The sequence below is a fragment of the Mycoplasma sp. 394 genome (assembly GCF_054353895.1).
In genome coordinates this window covers 15,699-35,001 of record NZ_JBTHHL010000005.1, presented here as the reverse complement: position 1 = coordinate 35,001, position 19,303 = coordinate 15,699, and the positions used below count along the sequence as shown (strand labels likewise).

Below are 19,303 nucleotides of genomic sequence, written 5' to 3'. Positions count from 1 at the left end.
TTTTTTATTCTTCTAATTTAATAAGATACTTTTTAATCTCACTATCACTTTTATCACTATATTTTAATAATAAAAGTATTTCTTTTTCATTTATTTGTTCATAATTAAAATCAATTTGCCCTTTTTCCTTAGCAAACCTACGGATAATATCTTTGATTATTTCTTCAACTATTTTTTTATCTAAAATATAATTACCATACTCGTCTTCTTGAACATATTTAGCAAAATACCTAGGTTCTAGAATTGGAAAAGATGTTGCTATCTCTTTCTCTTTAATAGGAACCGTATCTTCTTTATTAGTATTCTCTTCTTTAACTTCTTCTTTTTTATTTACTACTGTGTATATTCCATAACCAACTCCTGCAATCGAAAAGCCTACTAATATAGATATTGTGAATTTATAAATCTTCTTCATTTTTCTTTCTTTTAATTCACTGATTAAGTTTAAAAGTATTTATGTCATAGAGTTTCTCAATTAAAACAGAGTATTTAAAAATTTGTTTTTTAAATTCTTCTGAATTATTTATCGGCAATTCTTGAATAATTAATGAATTCGCTTTACTTGGTTTGCTCAATGCTTTAAAGTTTTGTTTGCGGTTGATTATAAACTTTGCATAATTTGTTTCAATGTAAAACTTAGAATTCAACTCACCTGAAAAGTTTTTATTTACTACAACTGAATTATCAATTTTTTGAATCAATTTTGCATCTTCTGCCTTTGCAGATGTAACAAAATCAAAATTGTAGCTTATCTTATTAATTCCTGCTACTTTTTTATCTGCTAATTCTATCTTTTGCTCTTTTTTATCTTTATCAAAACTTGCTGCATAATTACTTTTTATTACATTAAAAGACGTGGAGTTTGGTAGATATTTTTCTATTTTTTCATCATATGATTTATCGCGATAAACATATAATTTTAAAGGTGTTGTCACACCTTTTGATGTATTTAAATCATCAAAAGTTAAAAAGACATTCCAATACCTTTTGCTAATCTCTAACTTTTTATTATGAATACGATAAGTAATAGAATAAGGGATTAAAAGTTTTGCTAAATTTTCTTTTATGATTAAATTATCAACATAATTTTTAATATGATTTTCTTGGATTTTGATTTTTCTTAAAGGTTTATCATCATCGGTTGCTAAAACTATCGAAATTTGCTTGTTCTCATTAGTTAAATCATAAATTAAACCAAATCTTTGCAAACTTGCATCAAAGATATCGTGATCTTTATTACCATAAAAAATATGCACTTTGTATTTATGAAGATTTTCAACTGCATTTGCACCATTTAAAGTTCGAAACAAAATTACAGTTTTCTTTGCACCTAAATTTCTTATAATTTCTATTTCAAAATTTCTGTTAAATGTTTTTACAACTTGATTATCTTCAATATTATATGTAACATTTTCAACAATTAACTCACTGCTTCGCTGGACATCATCATAATTATAATAATAAGGAATCATAAAAGTAACCTACAAACTGATTAATTGCATCTTTTTTATACTTATAAAAGGTTGTTTTAGAAAAGTGTTCTTCATATCAAGTTGTTTTACTCCTAGTTGCACGATCTAAATAGCATTTTTCAATAATCCAAGCATTTCGTGGTGTAAGATAATTTAAAATTGTGTGAATAATATCATTTTTATCATTTAGTTTTCTTTCAAAATTTTTTAATTCAGCAATCCTATTTTCTTCTGTCTCTAAGGTATTAAAACGAATCCTAATCAATTTCTTACGAATATGATCTAAATATTTTTCATATGAATCAAATAAGGATTTCATAATTTTTAGTTTAAAATTATAGTTGTTTTTGTTCTTTAATAATGTGTCTTTTTTTAAGTCAATTTTAAATACAAATTGATCATCTACGTACGGTTTTATTTCTGCCATAGTTTTCCTTTTTCTGAGGTTTCCCCTTTTAATTTATAACATTTATAAATATAAAATTATGGAAATTATTACAGACGAACTAAATACGGACTAATACGGGAATTTTTAATTGAAATTCCACATTTTTTTTACATAAATATATAATTTTATATAATAAGAAAATGAACGAAAATATAGCAGCAATTAGTAGTGGTTCACGAATAAATCAACCGATTTCTATTGTTCGTGTAGCAGGTCCAGATGCCGTTAAGATAGTTAAAAAAATTTTTAATGGTAAGGTTGGAGATGATCATCAAATTACATATGGTCATATTTTTGATAACGATATTTTAGTTGATGAAGTCTTGATAATGTGGTTTGTCGGTAAAGAATCGAAAGGAAAAATAATTTATAACAATTATGTTGGTGAACCCTTGATTGAAATTAATTGTCACGGTGGAATTGTAGTAACAAATAAGGTATTAGAACTACTTTTAGCAAATGGTTGCAGATTAGCAGAAAAAGGTGAATTTACCCGTAGAGCATTTTTAAACGGTAAAATGGATTTAGTTAAAGCAGAGGCGATACATGATTTAATTATGTCACAAACTACTTCACAAGCATTTGCAAGTGTAAATAAATTTAACGGTAAAGCATCACAACTGATTGATGAATTTTCTAATGATTTAGCTTTATTAATTGGTATTTGTGAAGTAAATATTGATTATCCTGAATATGAAGATGTTGAAAAAGTTTCTACTCCTTTGATGCTTGAAAAAGTTGAAAATTTAATTACAAAACTTGAGCAAATTGTAAAAGTTTCTGAAGATAGTAGATACATTTTTGACGGAGTTCATGTTGCTCTTTTAGGTAAACCTAATGTTGGTAAAAGCAGCATTTTAAATACATTATTAAGCGAAGAAAAAGCAATTGTAACTGATATTGCAGGAACCACCAGGGATTTAGTTGAAGCAAGTTATCAAATTAATGGGATTTTATTTAAACTTATTGATACAGCAGGATTAAGAAAAACAACAGAAGTAATTGAACAAATTGGGATAAAAAAATCACTTGAGCAAATTCAAAAAGCTGATTTAGTGGTTCACATCCTTGATCCAAGTCAAAAAGAAGATGAATTTGATGAAATGATTTTTAAAGAGAGTCAAAAACTAGGGAAATTTTATATAAAAGTTCAAAATAAATCGGATTTGGTTAATAATAAAAATACTAACATTGTTAATGTTTCTGCTTTGAATAATGACATCAAAGAGCTTGAAGAAGCAATGGTTAAGAACTTTGCAGATATTAACATTTTTGATGAAAGAATTTTTAATAACACTCGTCAATTATCACTAATAAAATCTGCACTAAATTCAATCAAGGAAGCAAGAAAATCCTTACAAAACGATCAAACTTATGATGTGATTATTATTGATTTATATAATGCTTGAGATGAGTTGCAAAATATCAAAGGAAACGCTAATCGCGAAGACCTTTTAGATGTGATGTTTGCAAACTTTTGTTTAGGAAAATAATGTCAAATAAAAAAAACAAATTTATCGACGCTCATTGTCATTTGTTTACAGAGTATTATAAAAAAGAAGAGATTGAAAATATTGTTGCTGACATTAACAGCAACAATATTGAATTTATAATTAATAACGGGGGTTCTCACAAAAACAATCTTGAATGTATCGATCTTGCTTTGAAATATCATTTTATAAAAGCTTGCATCGGTATCCACCCCGAATCTGGTGAAGGTGAAAATGACTATCTGCAAGTTGAAAAACTTCTAAATGAACATCAAAATTTAATTGTAGGAATCGGTGAAATAGGTTTAGATTATTATTATGAAGATGGTTTATCAAAAGAAAAACAATTGCTTAGTTTTGAAAATCAAATAAAATTAGCAAATAAATATAATCTTCCTGCTGTTATTCATATCCGTGATAAAGAAAATGTATATCAAGCTTACCGAGATGTCTATGAGATATTAAAAAAATATCCAAATTTAAAATGTATGTTACATACTTTTGCAGGAGATTTATATTGAGCAAAGAAATTTATGGAGTTTAAGAATCTTTACTTTTCTTTTAGTGGTGTAATAACTTTTGGTTCTGCTGATAAAACCAGAGATGTTATTAAAATGCTTCCACTTGATCGAATTTTAATTGAAACTGATTCTCCTTATTTAAGGGTACATCCATATCGTAACCGAATAAATGAGCCTAATACAGTTGTTTATGTTACTTATTATCTTGCAGGTTTAAAATCATTCGGAATGGATAAGCTTGTAGATCGAATTAATCGAAATTTAAGGAAGTTATTTAACTTATAATGAAAAATGCGGTATATGCTAAAAAGAAGTTTGGACAAAACTTCTTAATTGATAAAAATATTATTAATAAAATTATTATTCTTGTTGAAGCATCCGATTATATTGTTGAAATAGGTCCAGGTAGAGGTGCATTAACATCTCAACTTATTAAAATTGCTAAATCTGTATCTGCATACGAAATTGATCCGGATATGGTAATTTTTTTGAAAGAAAATATCAATACAGAAAACTTATTTATCTACCAGAAAGACTTTTTGAAAGCCGATTTATCAAATCTACCTAAAAGCATTATTGTTGCAAATATTCCTTACTATATCACAACTGATATTCTTTTTAAAATTTTTGAACATCGAGATAAATTTTCAAAGGTGATTTTGATGGTGCAAAAAGAAGTAGCTCAGCGTATTGTTGCAAATTATAAAAGTAAAGAATATTCCAAACTTTCTCTTTCATGTCAATTTTTAGCAAATGTAAAAATAGAATTTGTGGTTTCTGCTTCTTGTTTTTCCCCTGCTCCAAAAGTAGATTCAGCAATTATTTCCTTAGAATTTAAAGATAATATTGATAACTACACCTGAAATATGTATAAAGAATTTTTTAAACTGTGCTTTATAAACCGTCGTAAGAAGCTTATAAGTGCATTAAAAAGTGTTTATTCGATGTCTGATATACAATTTGCTTATAACTGTCTTAAAATGCACGAAAACATACGAATCCAAGAGATTCCAATAGAACAAGTGATTTTACTATATCAATATTTAAATAAACGAATATAAAAATCTGGCCTAAGCCAGATGTTTTATTTGCATTTTTCTAAAAAACTTTTAACTTTTGTTAATATGTTTTCACTTGTAAACCCATTGAGATGATATACAAAGTCTCCAGGTGCTGAGTGACCAAAATCTTTGGCAAAATGTCCATCGAATTTTTGATATAAAGCTAATTTATATCAAAGTGGATCATTTGATGCTTCAACTGCAAAGTTAGGAAGTTTATCTAACCCAAGTTTTGAAATTAATTCACTGTCATCTAGCAATAACTGTAATGATGGAACTGAAATCACATTAGCAACAATATCACTTCTTTTTAGTTCTTCTGCTGCTTTATATACTAATTCAACTTCTGAACCTGATGCAAGTAAATTTACAACAGCTGATTTATTTTGTGAAATAAAGTAGGCAGGTTTAAATGTTTCTTTTTGTAAATTAAATGACTTCATTGGTTGACGGGTTGCAATAATTGCTGATGGTGTAGATTTTGAATTCAATGCATATTTAAATGAATTCAACATCTCATTTTCATCACAAGGACGAAATACTAGATAGTTCGGAATACTTCTTAAGGTTGCAAGTTGTTCAACCGGTTGGTGGGTTGGTCCATCTCCCCCAACTTGATATGAATCGTGACTAAATACAGCGATGTTTGGCAGTTGCATAATCGATGATAATCTCAATGCTGCCTTTCCATAATCGGCAAAAACTAAGAATGTTGCCCCAAATGTTGGCATTCCAGAATGTAATGCAATCCCGTTGTTAATTGCAAACATTGCAAACTCTCTAATTCCGTATTTTACATTACGATCACTGTTAAATCCTACTTTTGTAGCCCCTCTTAAGTCAGCAGAACCTCCTAAGAAGTTTTTGTGATTTTTATCCAAATAAATCATAATTTCATCAACATAGTTTCTTGATGCTTGACTAGTTTGCTTAAATTGAAAATCTTTGAAATCAAAATGTTTTTCTTTGTTAATAAGTTGTTTTAATTCGGCTGCTAATTCAGGAAATTCAGTTTGATAAGCTTCTAATTTCTTCTCTCATCTTGAATAAAATCCGTGTTTGGTTTTTAATAATTTTGAGCCAAATTGATATGCATTTGGATCATATTCAAACGGATTAGTGTAAGATAAACCTAAATTTTGTTTATATTCTACTGTCGCTTTTTCATCTAAAATTCCATTATGTCCTTTAGGTGAATTTGCAACCTTAGTTCCGAAAGCAATTGTAGTAGGAACCTGGATGTAACTTGGACGTGTGCTTTTTTTAGCATGTTCTAATGCAGTTAAAATTGTAGCAGGATTATTGTTTTTTAAAATTTGCACATTGAAATTTAATGCTTTGAAATATTTTTCAAAATTGATATTATTTACTTCTTCAGAAGCTGTATCAATTTGCATATTATTATAATCATGCACTAAAATCAATGAATCGAGTTTATTGGTTCCAGCAAAGGCACATGCCTCAAGAGCGACTCCTTCTTGAAAGTCTCCATCTCCACAAAGAGCAATAACATTATGATTAATAATGCGATGTCCTTCACGGTTGAAACGATTTGATAAATGTTTATTTGATAAAGCCATACCAACAGCCATACCAACCCCTTGCCCTAATGGTCCAGTTGATGCATCAATATAATCCAGTTTTTCAATTTCTGGATGTGATGGTGTTTTAGAATCATACATTTTATGTTGTTTGATATCTTCTAAGTTAAGTAATCCCATCAAATGATATAACGAATAAAGTCCCATTGAACCATGTCCTGCTGATAAAACAAAACGGTCACGGTTAAATCAATGTGGATGTTCTGGTGAGAATTTTAAGCTTTCTCCAACAATGGCATAAAATATTTCTGAAGCACCAAGTGCCATTCCGATATGTCCTTGTTTTGCGTGATTAATTCCATCTATTGCTACAGCACGCATGTTAGCAATGAAATCTTTATGGGTAAAGTTTTTTTTATGCATTTTGTAGTTGATCCTTCTTTCTTTTGTCAAAAACAAATCTTTTGATAAGTCCATCTGTGACTAAAGCAAGATAACCAGCAATAATTACTCCAAAAGCTACGAATTTACCAACTTTTGGTATTAAACCAAGGATACCAGGAATAAATCCAATAAAGTAATCAGTATCTCCTCAGTTAAGTGATGTTATAGAAATATTTTTAGATGTTTTTTCAATTAGCACCCCTAGTTCATTGGTTGCTGTTGGAGCTCAATTTCCTGCTACAAAGATTACAGGAATGAATGTGATAATTAAACCTACCACAAATGGTCCAACAATTGCACCAATGATACCACCTTTGATATTTCCAAACACCCCCGATGTTGCACCTAAGAAAAAGTGTGGAACTAGTCCTGGTAGTACAACTGCAGGTATTAATGCCGCTTTACCAAGTCCAATTGTGATGAACATTCCTATTATACCAGCAATAAACGAAGAGATAAACCCAATTATTACAGCATTTGGTGCATATGGAAATACAACCGGACAATCCACGGCGGCTTTAGAATTTTTAATTAATTTGTCGCTAAATCCTTTATACATCGGAACTAGTTCGCCAACAAATAATCTTACACCTGCTAAAATTATTTCTACCCCTGCTGTAAAGGTAAACGCTTGCACGAACATTGTAATAACTCAGTTTCCTGATGCTAAAACTTCATATGCAGCAGGTGCATTTTTAGCGTTAATTTTACCTATTTCATATAGGATACCACCTGGTAAAAAGGCAGCTAAATAGAAAACAAATACAGTTATGGAAATAGAAACTAAAGTATTTCTAAAGAAAAATAATGATTGGGGAAATTTAATTTCTTCAGTTGATAAAACTTTTCCTTTCTTTAACTTATTAATTCCTTCTCCAATTAAACCTGATAATGCATATCCGAATCCACCAGTATGTCCTAGTGCAATTTCGTTGCTTCCAATAATTTGTTTCATATATCTTTGTTGGACTGCAGGAGAAAGCACCATATAAATTGCCATCAAAGCGGATGATGTAAATAAAGCAAGAGCAAAGTCGCCTGGTTTATGTTCAAAATCAAATCCAATGACATACATGACTGCTGCTAACATTAATGAACTGTAATAAAGCACATGTCCAGATAAATAAACATATTTAAATCTTGATGTAAGTGCTAAAACAATATTTAACAGCATCGCTACCAGCATTACAATTGAACCTAAGGTAGCAATTGATGGTAATGCTTGAGCAAGTGCTCCTGCAAATGCATCATTGTTTGGAATAATTCCATTTAATCCATAAACTGATTCAAAAACAGGTTGAAACTTATTAAGTGAACCAACAAGTACACCTGCTCCACCACCTAGGATTAAAAATCCAACAATGACTTTAAATGTAGAAATTATTACTTGGGATGCCTTCTTACGTAGCACCAAAGCACCTATCATTGTAAAAATTCCAACTAATAGGGCAGGTGTACCAACGAATGCCTTTAAAAATCCAAGCAATCATAATAAAAATGCCATACATCCTTTCTAAATTAAGTTTAATAATGCTTTTAACTTAGTTTCTAATTCGGTTTTTGATAATATGTTGGTTAAAACAACCATTCTTTCTTTTGGAAAATCTAGTGCTGGTGCAACATCTGCTCCAACTACAACATAATCTACACCATTTTTGCTAAATGATGAAATATTAGTGTGTTCAACACTGTCATATTCAACACCTAATGAATCTAAAACTGATTTAACATTCATCTCTAATAGTAGCGATGAACCCAAACCAGAACCACATACACATCTAAAATTCATATTTACTCCTTGTTAATAAATTTATAAATTCACTTTTATCACTTACTGCTAGTGCTTTTGATTTGAAATCTACATCCATAAAGTATTGTGCAAACTGTGAAATCAACAGAAAATGAGAATCATTATCTGGAGCAGATAATGTGATAATTATTTTTGCAGCTTTTTCTTTTTGGCCATTAAAAACTATTTCTTTATCCAAAATTAATGTTGATGTTGCTGGTTCAATGCAGTGTTCTCCTGCTGGTGCATGCACTAAAGCAATACCTTTTTCTAAGACATAATATGCCCCATATTTTGTTGTTGATTCTAAAATCATTTCTTCAAGTTTTCAAGTTGCTTTTTTATTTTCAACTAGCATTTTTACACCGATATGGATTGCTTGTTTTCAGTCTGTTATATCTTTTCGAAACTCTAGCATACTTAAATCAAATAATTTCATCTTTTCTCCTATTTAAATTTTATAAATGCGACAGTAATAAACAAAACAAACAACAAAATAAGCATTATGATAAAAGTTAAGAAAATTATTTTTCCGCCTTTGGTGGTTGTTTTGTGCTTATATTCCTTTGGTACTGGTAAACTTTTAATATAAAAGAATTTATTTGGATTCTTAGCAATTATTAATGATTCATTTTCTTTTTGCTTATATAATTTTTTTAGTTGTTCATCATTTAATGATTTTAAATACTCCAAATCCATTTCATATTTATAAATAAGATGTTCAATAATTTTCTCTTTATTCATCATTTCCCCAATGCTTAAATTTATAAACAATTTCACTAATAAATTTGATATAAAAATTACTATATTTGCTTAGGATAAATAATTTTTTATACTTTAAATAACTCAATATCAATACAAGATGTTGGTTATAAAAATTTTCTATAAAATAATTTTTTGTAAGTATATAAATTTGTTTAGATAATTTATAATTAACTGCAAAATCTATTGTTATTACAATCATTATAAAAGACAAAATCATAATAAAAGCAATTCAAAAGTTCATCATTAAAACTATTCATAAAACAGTTGTTAATATAAATACAAATCACTTTAAAATTTCTTGGTTTATATTTCATTTAGCACTTGTTTGTTTTGTTTTATAATAAAAATAAACTAAGTTTACTAATGCATATATATTTGAATCAAGATAATCCTTATCAAGATATAAAATTGATTTTTTAATATCCAATGATGTTTTAAAATAAGAAGTTTTTAAACTGATAGCAAAAGATTTATGATGTCTTGCTTCAACATCTTGCTTTAACTTAACCAAAAACCTATCATTAATATTCAACCCAACTCTTTGATATTTAATTTTTAAATTAAACGAATAAACAAAATGAATAAATAGTTGAATGAGTAAAATTATTATTAAAACGAATGCACCGAAGATGTTAAATTGCATTATTGCTATTTTTAAATAAGTTTCTTTTTAATAACATCTCAACAACTTTTTCTGCATTTAAATTCTTTTTTGATAACTGTGAAATTTCTTTTGAAAGGGAGTTTATATTTAAGGTACGATATGGACTATTATTATCGATTAATTCAAATGATATATTTTCATCTATGAGTATTATTATTTCAAAAAAGTCTTTAAATTTATGTTTCATTCATTTATTAATTTCATTTAATCAACTCATTTTAAGGTTTTCTTTATATTTACTTTTTTTATTTGCTTGCAGCAAGATTCCGTTTGAATCTATCTTTATTTTTTCAAAATTTGAACTTGTTATAATGTTGCTAATAACAAAAATTTTTTCTTGTGTTATTACAACACCACTTAATATTGAAAATCCTTTTTTAGCAAAAGAGTTTTTTATTAAAATATTGGTTAAAACACTTGATTGAGTAAGGTTTTTTAAGATTAATAACTTATCTACTGTTGCTTTTGATGTGTATCCTATATTGTTATTGATATTTTTAGCATCCTTATTGTTTGCTTTCAATCAAATTCTTCAGATAATAACACCTATTAAAATAAATCCTAATAAAGTTGATAAAACTATAATAATAATGGTTTGAAAGGTCATTAAAAATTATCCTTTCATCAATTACAAAAATCTTTTCCATCTGCAAATGAGTATATGATAGATCCACCAATCGCTACATCTATATTATGCAAACTAAATAAATATGAATTTTCTTTTCTTAAACCACCATCGCTATATATTTTGATGTTCGAGTTGATATTTTTGATAGTTTTTGTTTTATCAAGAAGTTTAGGACTTAACTTTTTTCCTGTTCCTCCTATAACATCAATTGTCATTAAAAGTATTTTTTGTGAATTTATAATAATATTTTTATAGTTTATTGGATCATCATTTGCTTGTAGCATAATCCCAAAATCTATATGTGGATAATTATTTTTGATTTTATAAAATTCTGTATTTACTTTTTCAGCAGGGATAAATATTGTTTTAAAACCTATATCAATTAGTTTTTTGATATGAATATATGGATTATTTAACATCAAATGCACATCAAAATGCACATTTTTATATCTATTAATTAAAAACTCTGCTTGATCAAATGTAACCCCAAAATTACTTACATAAACCCCATCCATAAAATCAATATGAATGTGTTTCATACCATTTTTAACTAAACTATCAAGTTTTGATAACGAAATGTATGAATTAAGTGCAGCAACAGATTGTGAATATTTCATAAAATCTCCAATTACCCATAAATAATTTTATGCTTCCTATATATATATATATATAGCGAATAAAGTTGTGTAATATAGGATATTGATGAATATTTTTTCATATTTTTGCCACATTATGATAATTTAATTAAACAAGTATAAAAAAATAGTTTATAAGTATATATTTTAAAAATGGTAAACTAGTCGCTCATAAGCAAATATAACATTCAAGCTACAATATCTTTAACTAAATTAATGCATTAAATATTTCTAAATCAACCAAAATACATCTAATCAATAAATTAAAAATTTATATTAGATATTCATATATAATTTTATAAGGAGAAAAATGAAAGATATATACTCGATCTTAATTTTGTTATTAATAGTTGTTTTTTCCTTTAAATTCATAAAGGACACTTTTGATGTAAGAAAATATTATATAAATAATGTTATTTACAAAACTACTAAATTATGAATGTTATATAACTGAATAATCTTACTTTTTTTTGCTACCATAACTTTTATTTTTTTATTATTATTTTCGACAAAGGTTATTTTAATAAAAAGTTACACTGAAAAACAACAAGAAGAAATAATTAACATAATTTGATATAAAACTTGAATAATATGAGTATATATTGGTTTGTTTTTAATTTATCTATCATTAATTAGTTTTAATATATATTTTTATATTAAAACTAAAGTAAATATGCATATAAGTGATCAAGAATTTAGTAGTTTTGATAAAAATCGCATAAACGATTTTTCTGTTGAAAATTCATATTTAATAAAGCGCAAAAAACAACGTAGTGGGGTTATCGAACAACAAATTCGTTTTCAAGACTACATTTCTGTTGCTAGACTAAATAGATGATTTGGTAAAAAATTATTTTATAAGTCAATTGTAAATCGATGTTTATATTTTTATTTAAGACAACCACAAAAACTGACTGCTAAAGGTCAGCAGTTTAAAGATACTAATGAAGCTTTATTAGTTTTAATTCACGCTGCTGTAAGATTTATAAATAACATATCAATTAAAAAAATAGGGATAAACGAATTATGAAACATTACTAAGAATTTAATTAACTAAATTGTATAAAAATAATATGCAAAAAGATTAATAATATTGAAATTTATTAAGCTTTTTTTGTTACTTTATATATTATCAACATTTTTCGTTTATTATTTAATTAGATATTGCATAAAACGAGTGTAAATATTAAAAAACTAATTAAAATGAATTTAAATATTAAACCTTATATTTGCTATATCTAAGAATCAACTATTATTTTATTAGTAGTTGTTATTTATAATAAATTAAGGAGTTGTATTGAAAAAGAAAATTAAGATGCTAATGGGAACTTCATTATTTATTACATCAATAGTTCCAATGGTAATTACATCAAACATAAATAAGAATTTTAATCAGAAAATAACTATATCAGAGAACTGGTATGATAATTTTAAAGAATTTAAAATAGAAGTTAGAGATTCATTTATCAATCAATTGTCATTAACTAAAAAAGGTTTAATGATAATAATTTTGAACTTAAAATTTTACTAAATCATCAATATAACCTAAATGATGACACACAGAAGCCTAATATAGTTTTTTATAAGAGCAACGAATTTATTAATAATGTAAAAATTACCGGTAATTCATTTAAAAATTATCTAGTAAGTGAAGAATTACCAATTGTATGGTTTTATTTTAATAACGAAAAACAGAGAGAATTGTTTGTTAAGTCACTTAAAGAAGATGAAAATATAGCAAAAATTATTTTATATACAAATAATATGAAAATCCTCAAATCAACAGTAAACGATAATTTTCTTTCTGACCTTTATTTCGATAAATATACTGGATCATCTGGTGGTGGTTCAAGTAATACAAATTCGTATAATTTTTCAAAATATGATATATTAAACAAAAATGATATATTTAAAATCTTAAATTTTGAAAATGGATATAAAAAGAGTTTAACAGAGACAGATAATAACAGTTTAGATGTAGGAGTTTTAGAATTTGGTAGTGTTTTTGATAAATTTAAGACAGATAATTTTTTCGCAACTTCCGTAGAATTTCTAAATAATGATATAGATAACAAAAATAATACATGAGAGCATTTGTTAAAAGTATCATCAATTATTGGTGGTGAAGAAGGTTTCGATAAATCAGCAAAATTATATATTGCTTCATTCAACTCTAGAAATGGCGACTGACAAACTAAATTGGAAAAATTAATTAAATATTATGGTATTAGAATAATTAACCATAGCTATGGTATGGAAAAAGATTGATATAACAGATTTTATTCTGAAGAGCGTTTCTTGTTAGATTATTTATCGTGCAAGTATGGAGTGATTAATGTTATTTCTGCCGGAAACGAAAATATCGGTGATCAAAATTCTGGTTGAATCAATAATTATTCTCTTTCATACAATTCTATAACTGTCGGTGCCCTTGATAAAAACTATAAATTTCCAGTCAAAAACAACAAATTAGCATTATATTCAAATTATAAAACAGATAATGCTAATGGTGGTCCAGCAAAACCCCTAGTTGTTGCTCCAGGTTATTTTAATTTTAAAGATAGTGATGGTAGAGAAGGAACATCGTTTGCTGCTCCTGCAATAACCGGATTAATTTCAACATTATTAAAATTAAAACCTAATTTAAATAATGAATTTAGAATTCCAGTAATCAAAAGTATCCTAAGTGCAGCTGCTATTTCGATAAGCGACAAAGAACATACAAAAAACAAAAACGGATTTAGTGATAAATACGGTGCAGGGATTCCAGATTTTAATAATATGTTAATTGCTGCTAAAAATATTGAAACTTTTTCTGCAACTGACTTTGGTTTTCTAGATTCTATAAATAAAGAAAGCAAACATTTTAATGCTTCAAAAGGTGATACCATAAAAGCAGCATTATCATGACTATTTAATGCTGGAATAACTTCATTATTCGGTCATTCTGGGTTTCCACTTATATATCCTAATGCTGATACAAGAACATATAACGGTCCTTTTAAAGAACATGCGAAAACACTAGAAAATAAAAATGAATTAACTAATGAGTTTTATGGTCCATTTTTATACAAACAACTAAAAAAATTCGGAATTTCACAATCTTATTCTGATAATTATAAAGGTTTTTCTGATTATAACTTATCACTTCAAGAATTTGTTGATGGTAAATGAATTACTATTGATACTTCTAATTCAAACGATTCAAATGATGAACTTATAGAATATAAAGTAAATCACGACGGAGTTTTTAGGTTATTAGTTACAGGTTTTTGAAGTTCTTTTTACAAATATTCAATAAAGGATTTAATAGCATTTACATATGTCATTCAAAAAGAAAATAATTAGATTTCTAATCACTTCATTGCCAATATACACTTCTGTGTCTGTTGCATGTGGATCTAAGGTTGAAGTTAATAAGGGATCGGAAAATAAACAAGAAACTTTACCTAAAATACAGTTAAGCGAACCTGAATATCTAGAAAGTATTAACTTAAAAACTCCTTTATTTGTGAATCTTATTAAATTGAAGCAACAGCAACAGAGCATTATAACTTCTAATAGTGTTTTATTTGACCAATTTATATTACAACTTTTTAACAAACGAAATCGTAATGAAAAACGATTTAATTCTAATTTTAAATTTATAAAAGATGATTTTCTCCGTATTAAAACTGAGCAAGATTTTTATATGAATATCGTCTCCCTTATTAACAATTTGTATACTTATCTGGGTTTAAATAAAACTTTAACAGACAAGCAAATAGTAGAAATATTTGAAAATGATTTTTTAAATAACAAAAATATAAGTAATATTCTTAAAGATAACGATATTATAATAACTGAACAAAAAGATAATTGAAGTTCATTTGGATACGATTATATTCTTATAGATGAAGATAAATCAAATATAGATGTTGTTTATGCTCTAAAAGCAGAACCATATTATATAAATAATAGAGTATCATTAGTTTCAACTACCGATCTTAGACCAAACAGACATATATTTTCAGCATTTTTAGTACCCAAAGATAAGGAATTTGCTCTTTTAAAAACAGACAAAGAACAAAACGAAAAATTACTTTCTGCTTTATATAAAGAAGCAGATTTTATTTATATAAATAAAGAAGATAATATAGAGCATTTAATTACATCTGTAAGCAATAATCAATCTGAGATTTATAAAGAAATTAATTTTTTAGGTAAATTGACTAATGATACAATTTCAGACTGAGAATTGAATCAAGGTATCAAAATTATCACAAATATAGATGAATTTTATCAACTTATTATCACTCCTTTACAAATTCTTGCTGCGAAACAAAATTTTCTTATTACTCCCGATGAACTTACAACAAAATTTGAAAAAATATTTTTAAATAATCAAAAAATTATTGATATTTTAAAAAACAACAGACTTCTATTTTATACGCAATTATTCAGCACTCTTGGAGATTATTTTAAAACACCATCACATATACTAAAATTAAATAAAAATAATAACGAAAAATCTGTTTCCTTAGGTTTAATAAATGCATCGTTATTTAGTTATAATTTCACTATCAATCCAGATAAAATCGATAAGAATCAAAATCAAATTAAACTTTTTTATAATATTATCTTAATACCAAATGATTATAAGTTAAATATAAAAACTGTGTTAAGCTTTAAGGAAGCAAATGACTTTTTGGTTAGAGAGAACAAAACCATAAAAGTAATAAAAAAGTAAATTTTCTTATGTAGGACACCGAGGCCTACCTTAAACATAAACCATTATTAAAAACTAATTTACACAAAATTTTTATACTCAATTATTGAAGCTTCTTTTTCACAGATTTTGCACATTTTCTAAGTTTTTCACAAAATTTTTTTGAAATTTCTCCCTTTTTTATGTAGAATAAGAATGTAAAAAATTAAAGAGAAATTTATTTCTTAATAAAACATAAAAGGAGCAATATGAAAAAGCAAATTAAAAAAATATTTTTATTTAGTAGTATTTTAACTACATCAGTTGCTAGTATAGCAACATTAATAACTACAAATATATTAAAAAATCAAGAAAAACCTTGATATTTAGGATATCAAAATAATAAATTAGAAGTTCGTATAAATAAAAACGGACAACTATTTAATTCTGTCAGGAATGTACCTGTAAACAATAATTATGAATTAAAACTTTTATTGAATTATGAAGCAAACAATTCAGTTATGGATGAAAACTGAACCATCCAAAAAAACAATGAATTCTTAGAAAACATTAAAAAATCAAATTTATATTTCAAAAGCTATCAAACAAGTTCAATGATGCCAATAGTTTGATTCTATTTTAATAATGAAAATCAAAGAAAAGAATTTCTCAAAAGTATTATAGATAAAAAAGAAATTTATAAAGGTATTGTATTTCCAAACGAAATACAAAATCTAGAATTATCTAAAAGCAACAGTTCAGATAAAGAAGAAGAAGAAATCGATTGAGATGTTTACTATAATCGCGATATTACAATAGATAATTCAAAAGACTTAGACATTGTAAACTTTAAAAAACAAATAGAAAGAGAAAATAGCAGATATTGAAATAAAAAAGGAAATGTTGGTGTTTTAGAAGTAATAGGAAGTATAGACGAAAGTAAGTTACAAAATTTTAATAGATTTGGTATCGAATTATATAATACTTCAAAATTTTCAAAAAGTCACCATGCAAACGAAGTTTCAAATATAACAACAGGAATGAAAGGTTATGATAGATACTCTAAACTTTTCTTTTCTACTCATATTAACGATTCAGAATGACAAAGCTCTATTGAATGAATGGTTAAAGAAAAAGGTGTAAGAGTTATAAATCATAGTTATGGTGAGAGAAAAGATAACAGACGTGTATCATATGACGAAAATAATTTATTTTTAGATTATATATCAAGAAAATATGGAGTTGTAAATATATTTTCTTCCGGGAATGGAAATGATGAAAGGGAAAAACAAAATGAATGAATTAATGGTGACACACTTTCTCTTAATAATATAGTAGTTGGTGCATTAGATTTTGATGAAATAGATCAAAAACCTACTGAATCAATAGCAAAATATTCTAATTATTTATTAAGAAGTGCTTATACATCACTTTCTAAACCTAATGTTGTTGCTCCAGGATATTTATATAAAAGATGGCATAAAAACAGTAAAGGTGAGTGAAATTATTTAGATACAAATGGGACAAGTTTTGCATCTCCTGTTGTTACAGGTTTAGTTTCAACATTATTAAGAGAAAAAGATTTTTTAAATAAAGACAAAATTAGATTACAAGCAATAAAAGCTATCATAGGTGCTTCATCAAGAGCTCCAAAAGTAAGTAATCTTAACTACAAAGAGAATGGGTATACTCAAAAGTATGGTTCCGGTATTATAGATTTTGAAAATATGCTTGAAGCGGCAGATAATTTAGTAACTAAAGAAGTTTCAAAATCTGATAATGATTTTGTTTTATGAACTAGTTCCTTTTATGTTCCAAAAGGTAAAAAAATTAAAGGAGCAAGTTCTTGATTGTTTAATGCTGGTTTATTAGAGACACCTGAAAATTCACCAAGTTACAATGCAAATGTAAATTGATGATGGTTTTTAGGACTTTTAGGTGGTGTTATAGCTAATTCAGTTGAAGGAGCAAGATTATCAAAAGAAAAAGCACAATGACTTGAAACACATATAGATGAAGAAAGACTTAATTTAATAACAGTAAATCAAAAACAGCAAGATAAGTTATTTTCTGATTATGATTTATATTTAGAAAAAAAAGATAGGGATGGTAATTGAAAAGTAGTTAAAAGTATTACATCAATTAATTCTAATGATGAAATCCTTGAATATATAACACCCGAATCAGGCATTTATCAATTAAAAGTTAAAAAATATTCAGATGTATTATTTAATAATTCAATTAATGATAGTTTAGCTTTAACATATACAGTGCAGGAAAAATAGCATGAAGAATTTTATAAAAAAATGAGTTTTTCTTTTTTCTGCATTAACACCTTTAATTGTTGCTAGTTGTGGAAACACCGCAAATAACAAGGAATATTTTATTAAAAATTTCAAGGATTTTGATTGATATATCGAATACAATAAAAAGCAAAATTCTATTAAAAATATTGGAGAAAATTATTTTTCTTATATGTGAGAAAATAACAAAGAAAATAATGGTAAGTTTGAACCCTTGTTCAAAGATAAATATGTATTTATTAAATCAGTTGAAGAACTTAATCGATTATTTTTAGATAAATTTAATTTAAATTATGTTAAGAAATATTATCGAACATTTAAAGACAAAGTTGATTTTGACATTAACACTCTAACAACTGAAAAACTAAAACAAATGAACAAAGAAGAGTTTCAAAAGATTTATTTAAATAATGAAGATATTGATGAATTCTTTAAGACTAAAAATTTGTTAATGAATGAAGCTGGTAAAAATAATTTAGCAACATCACAATATAACTTAGTTCCAGATTACAAAAAAGACGATGCAACGAATTTAAAATTTTTATTTATTAATTTAGAGCAATTAGGTGCAAATTTTGATGATAAAAAAAGCACATATGAAGTACATATAACAATGAATGTAAAATATATTGATAAATCTAGAACCATTACTGTTATTAAAAATCCAAGTAATCATCAAATAAAAGACCTTTACCAATATTTTTATGAGACAATATCTTTAAAAACTAGTGATATATAATTTATACATATAAACTTTATAAATGCAGGAAGCTAGTAAAAATTACTAGTTTCCTGCATTTATATAACTTTGAACTATAACTATTAACATTTTTGACCACATCACTTGGTTAAACA

At 26.4% G+C, this 19,303-nt stretch carries 20 protein-coding genes; 9 read left to right on the top strand and 11 right to left on the bottom strand.

Annotation, left to right across the window (positions count from 1 at the left end):
* Nucleotides 1-4: 4 nt before the first annotated feature.
* Genes ACXYRQ_RS02510 through ACXYRQ_RS02500 form a run of 3 tightly spaced genes read right to left on the bottom strand, consistent with a single transcriptional unit; the run spans nucleotide 5 to nucleotide 1,899 of the window.
* Nucleotides 5-415 (bottom strand): MHO_1590 family protein, encoded by a 411-nt coding sequence (locus tag ACXYRQ_RS02510; protein ID WP_458597655.1) that lies wholly within the window; start codon nucleotides 413-415, stop codon nucleotides 5-7.
* A complete protein-coding gene (locus ACXYRQ_RS02505; RefSeq protein ID WP_458614358.1) occupies nucleotides 399-1,472 on the bottom strand; it encodes a hypothetical protein in 1,074 nt (357 codons plus the stop codon). Before ACXYRQ_RS02505 ends, ACXYRQ_RS02510 begins: the two co-directional genes overlap by 17 nt.
* Nucleotides 1,453-1,899 (bottom strand): MG284/MPN403 family protein, encoded by a 447-nt coding sequence (locus ACXYRQ_RS02500; protein ID WP_435128739.1) that lies wholly within the window; start codon nucleotides 1,897-1,899, stop codon nucleotides 1,453-1,455. The genes ACXYRQ_RS02505 and ACXYRQ_RS02500 overlap by 20 nt, the downstream gene beginning before the upstream one ends.
* A gap of 161 nt (nucleotides 1,900-2,060) precedes the next feature.
* Between ACXYRQ_RS02500 and mnmE the strand changes: the two genes are divergently transcribed.
* The 3 genes from mnmE to rsmA are packed head-to-tail and all read left to right on the top strand — an operon-like array spanning nucleotide 2,061 to nucleotide 4,992.
* The gene (mnmE, locus tag ACXYRQ_RS02495; protein ID WP_458597657.1) at nucleotides 2,061-3,413 is read left to right on the top strand and encodes a tRNA uridine-5-carboxymethylaminomethyl(34) synthesis GTPase MnmE; all 1,353 of its coding nucleotides are present in this window, start codon (nucleotides 2,061-2,063) and stop codon (nucleotides 3,411-3,413) included.
* On the top strand, nucleotides 3,413-4,216 hold the full coding sequence (locus ACXYRQ_RS02490) for a TatD family hydrolase (RefSeq protein ID WP_458614359.1): 804 nt from the start codon (nucleotides 3,413-3,415) through the stop codon (nucleotides 4,214-4,216). Before mnmE ends, ACXYRQ_RS02490 begins: the two co-directional genes overlap by 1 nt.
* Nucleotides 4,216-4,992: a 16S rRNA (adenine(1518)-N(6)/adenine(1519)-N(6))-dimethyltransferase RsmA gene (gene rsmA, locus ACXYRQ_RS02485; protein WP_458614360.1), complete on the top strand. Its 777-nt coding sequence runs from the start codon at nucleotides 4,216-4,218 to the stop codon at nucleotides 4,990-4,992. The genes ACXYRQ_RS02490 and rsmA overlap by 1 nt, the downstream gene beginning before the upstream one ends.
* Before the next feature lie 23 nt (nucleotides 4,993-5,015).
* On the opposite strand, the gene ACXYRQ_RS02480 is transcribed toward rsmA, so the two are convergent.
* Genes ACXYRQ_RS02480 through ACXYRQ_RS02445 form a run of 8 tightly spaced genes read right to left on the bottom strand, consistent with a single transcriptional unit; the run spans nucleotide 5,016 to nucleotide 11,440 of the window.
* Nucleotides 5,016-6,956, bottom strand: a complete 1,941-nt coding sequence (locus ACXYRQ_RS02480) for a transketolase-like TK C-terminal-containing protein (RefSeq protein ID WP_458614361.1) — start codon at nucleotides 6,954-6,956, stop codon at nucleotides 5,016-5,018.
* Nucleotides 6,949-8,481, bottom strand: a complete 1,533-nt coding sequence (locus tag ACXYRQ_RS02475; protein WP_458614362.1) for a PTS ascorbate transporter subunit IIC — start codon at nucleotides 8,479-8,481, stop codon at nucleotides 6,949-6,951. The genes ACXYRQ_RS02480 and ACXYRQ_RS02475 overlap by 8 nt, the downstream gene beginning before the upstream one ends.
* A gap of 9 nt (nucleotides 8,482-8,490) precedes the next feature.
* Nucleotides 8,491-8,766, bottom strand: a complete 276-nt coding sequence (locus tag ACXYRQ_RS02470; protein WP_458597663.1) for a PTS sugar transporter subunit IIB — start codon at nucleotides 8,764-8,766, stop codon at nucleotides 8,491-8,493.
* Complete coding sequence (locus tag ACXYRQ_RS02465; protein WP_458614363.1) at nucleotides 8,756-9,205, bottom strand: PTS sugar transporter subunit IIA; 450 nt, start codon at nucleotides 9,203-9,205, stop codon at nucleotides 8,756-8,758. The genes ACXYRQ_RS02470 and ACXYRQ_RS02465 overlap by 11 nt, the downstream gene beginning before the upstream one ends.
* Nucleotides 9,206-9,213: 8 nt before the next feature.
* Nucleotides 9,214-9,510 carry a hypothetical protein gene (locus ACXYRQ_RS02460; protein ID WP_458614364.1) on the bottom strand — a complete coding sequence of 99 codons (297 nt, stop codon included), beginning with the start codon at nucleotides 9,508-9,510 and terminating at the stop codon, nucleotides 9,214-9,216.
* Nucleotides 9,503-10,174, bottom strand: a complete 672-nt coding sequence (locus ACXYRQ_RS02455; RefSeq protein ID WP_458614710.1) for a hypothetical protein — start codon at nucleotides 10,172-10,174, stop codon at nucleotides 9,503-9,505. The genes ACXYRQ_RS02460 and ACXYRQ_RS02455 overlap by 8 nt, the downstream gene beginning before the upstream one ends.
* Nucleotides 10,164-10,802, bottom strand: coding sequence for a hypothetical protein (locus tag ACXYRQ_RS02450; protein ID WP_458614709.1), 639 nt, complete (start codon nucleotides 10,800-10,802; stop codon nucleotides 10,164-10,166). The genes ACXYRQ_RS02455 and ACXYRQ_RS02450 overlap by 11 nt, the downstream gene beginning before the upstream one ends.
* Entirely contained in the window at nucleotides 10,802-11,440 is a 639-nt protein-coding gene (locus ACXYRQ_RS02445; RefSeq protein ID WP_458614708.1) for a beta/alpha barrel domain-containing protein, read from the bottom strand. Before ACXYRQ_RS02445 ends, ACXYRQ_RS02450 begins: the two co-directional genes overlap by 1 nt.
* 328 nt (nucleotides 11,441-11,768) lie before the next feature.
* Between ACXYRQ_RS02445 and ACXYRQ_RS02440 the strand changes: the two genes are divergently transcribed.
* The 6 genes from ACXYRQ_RS02440 (at nucleotide 11,769) to ACXYRQ_RS02415 (ending at nucleotide 19,187) form a co-directional block, all read left to right on the top strand.
* Nucleotides 11,769-12,515, top strand: a complete 747-nt coding sequence (locus tag ACXYRQ_RS02440) for a hypothetical protein (RefSeq protein ID WP_458614707.1) — start codon at nucleotides 11,769-11,771, stop codon at nucleotides 12,513-12,515.
* Between the two features lie 240 nt (nucleotides 12,516-12,755).
* The gene (locus ACXYRQ_RS02435; RefSeq protein WP_458614706.1) at nucleotides 12,756-12,989 is read left to right on the top strand and encodes a hypothetical protein; all 234 of its coding nucleotides are present in this window, start codon (nucleotides 12,756-12,758) and stop codon (nucleotides 12,987-12,989) included.
* Nucleotides 12,990-13,222: 233 nt separating this feature from the next.
* Nucleotides 13,223-14,806 (top strand): S8 family serine peptidase, encoded by a 1,584-nt coding sequence (locus ACXYRQ_RS02430; protein ID WP_458614705.1) that lies wholly within the window; start codon nucleotides 13,223-13,225, stop codon nucleotides 14,804-14,806.
* Entirely contained in the window at nucleotides 14,781-16,187 is a 1,407-nt protein-coding gene (locus ACXYRQ_RS02425; protein ID WP_458614704.1) for a hypothetical protein, read from the top strand. Before ACXYRQ_RS02430 ends, ACXYRQ_RS02425 begins: the two co-directional genes overlap by 26 nt.
* 227 nt (nucleotides 16,188-16,414) lie before the next feature.
* Nucleotides 16,415-18,430, top strand: coding sequence for a S8 family serine peptidase (locus ACXYRQ_RS02420; RefSeq protein ID WP_458614373.1), 2,016 nt, complete (start codon nucleotides 16,415-16,417; stop codon nucleotides 18,428-18,430).
* A gap of 1 nt (nucleotide 18,431) precedes the next feature.
* Nucleotides 18,432-19,187, top strand: a complete 756-nt coding sequence (locus ACXYRQ_RS02415; protein WP_458614703.1) for a hypothetical protein — start codon at nucleotides 18,432-18,434, stop codon at nucleotides 19,185-19,187.
* Nucleotides 19,188-19,303: the final 116 nt, after the last annotated feature.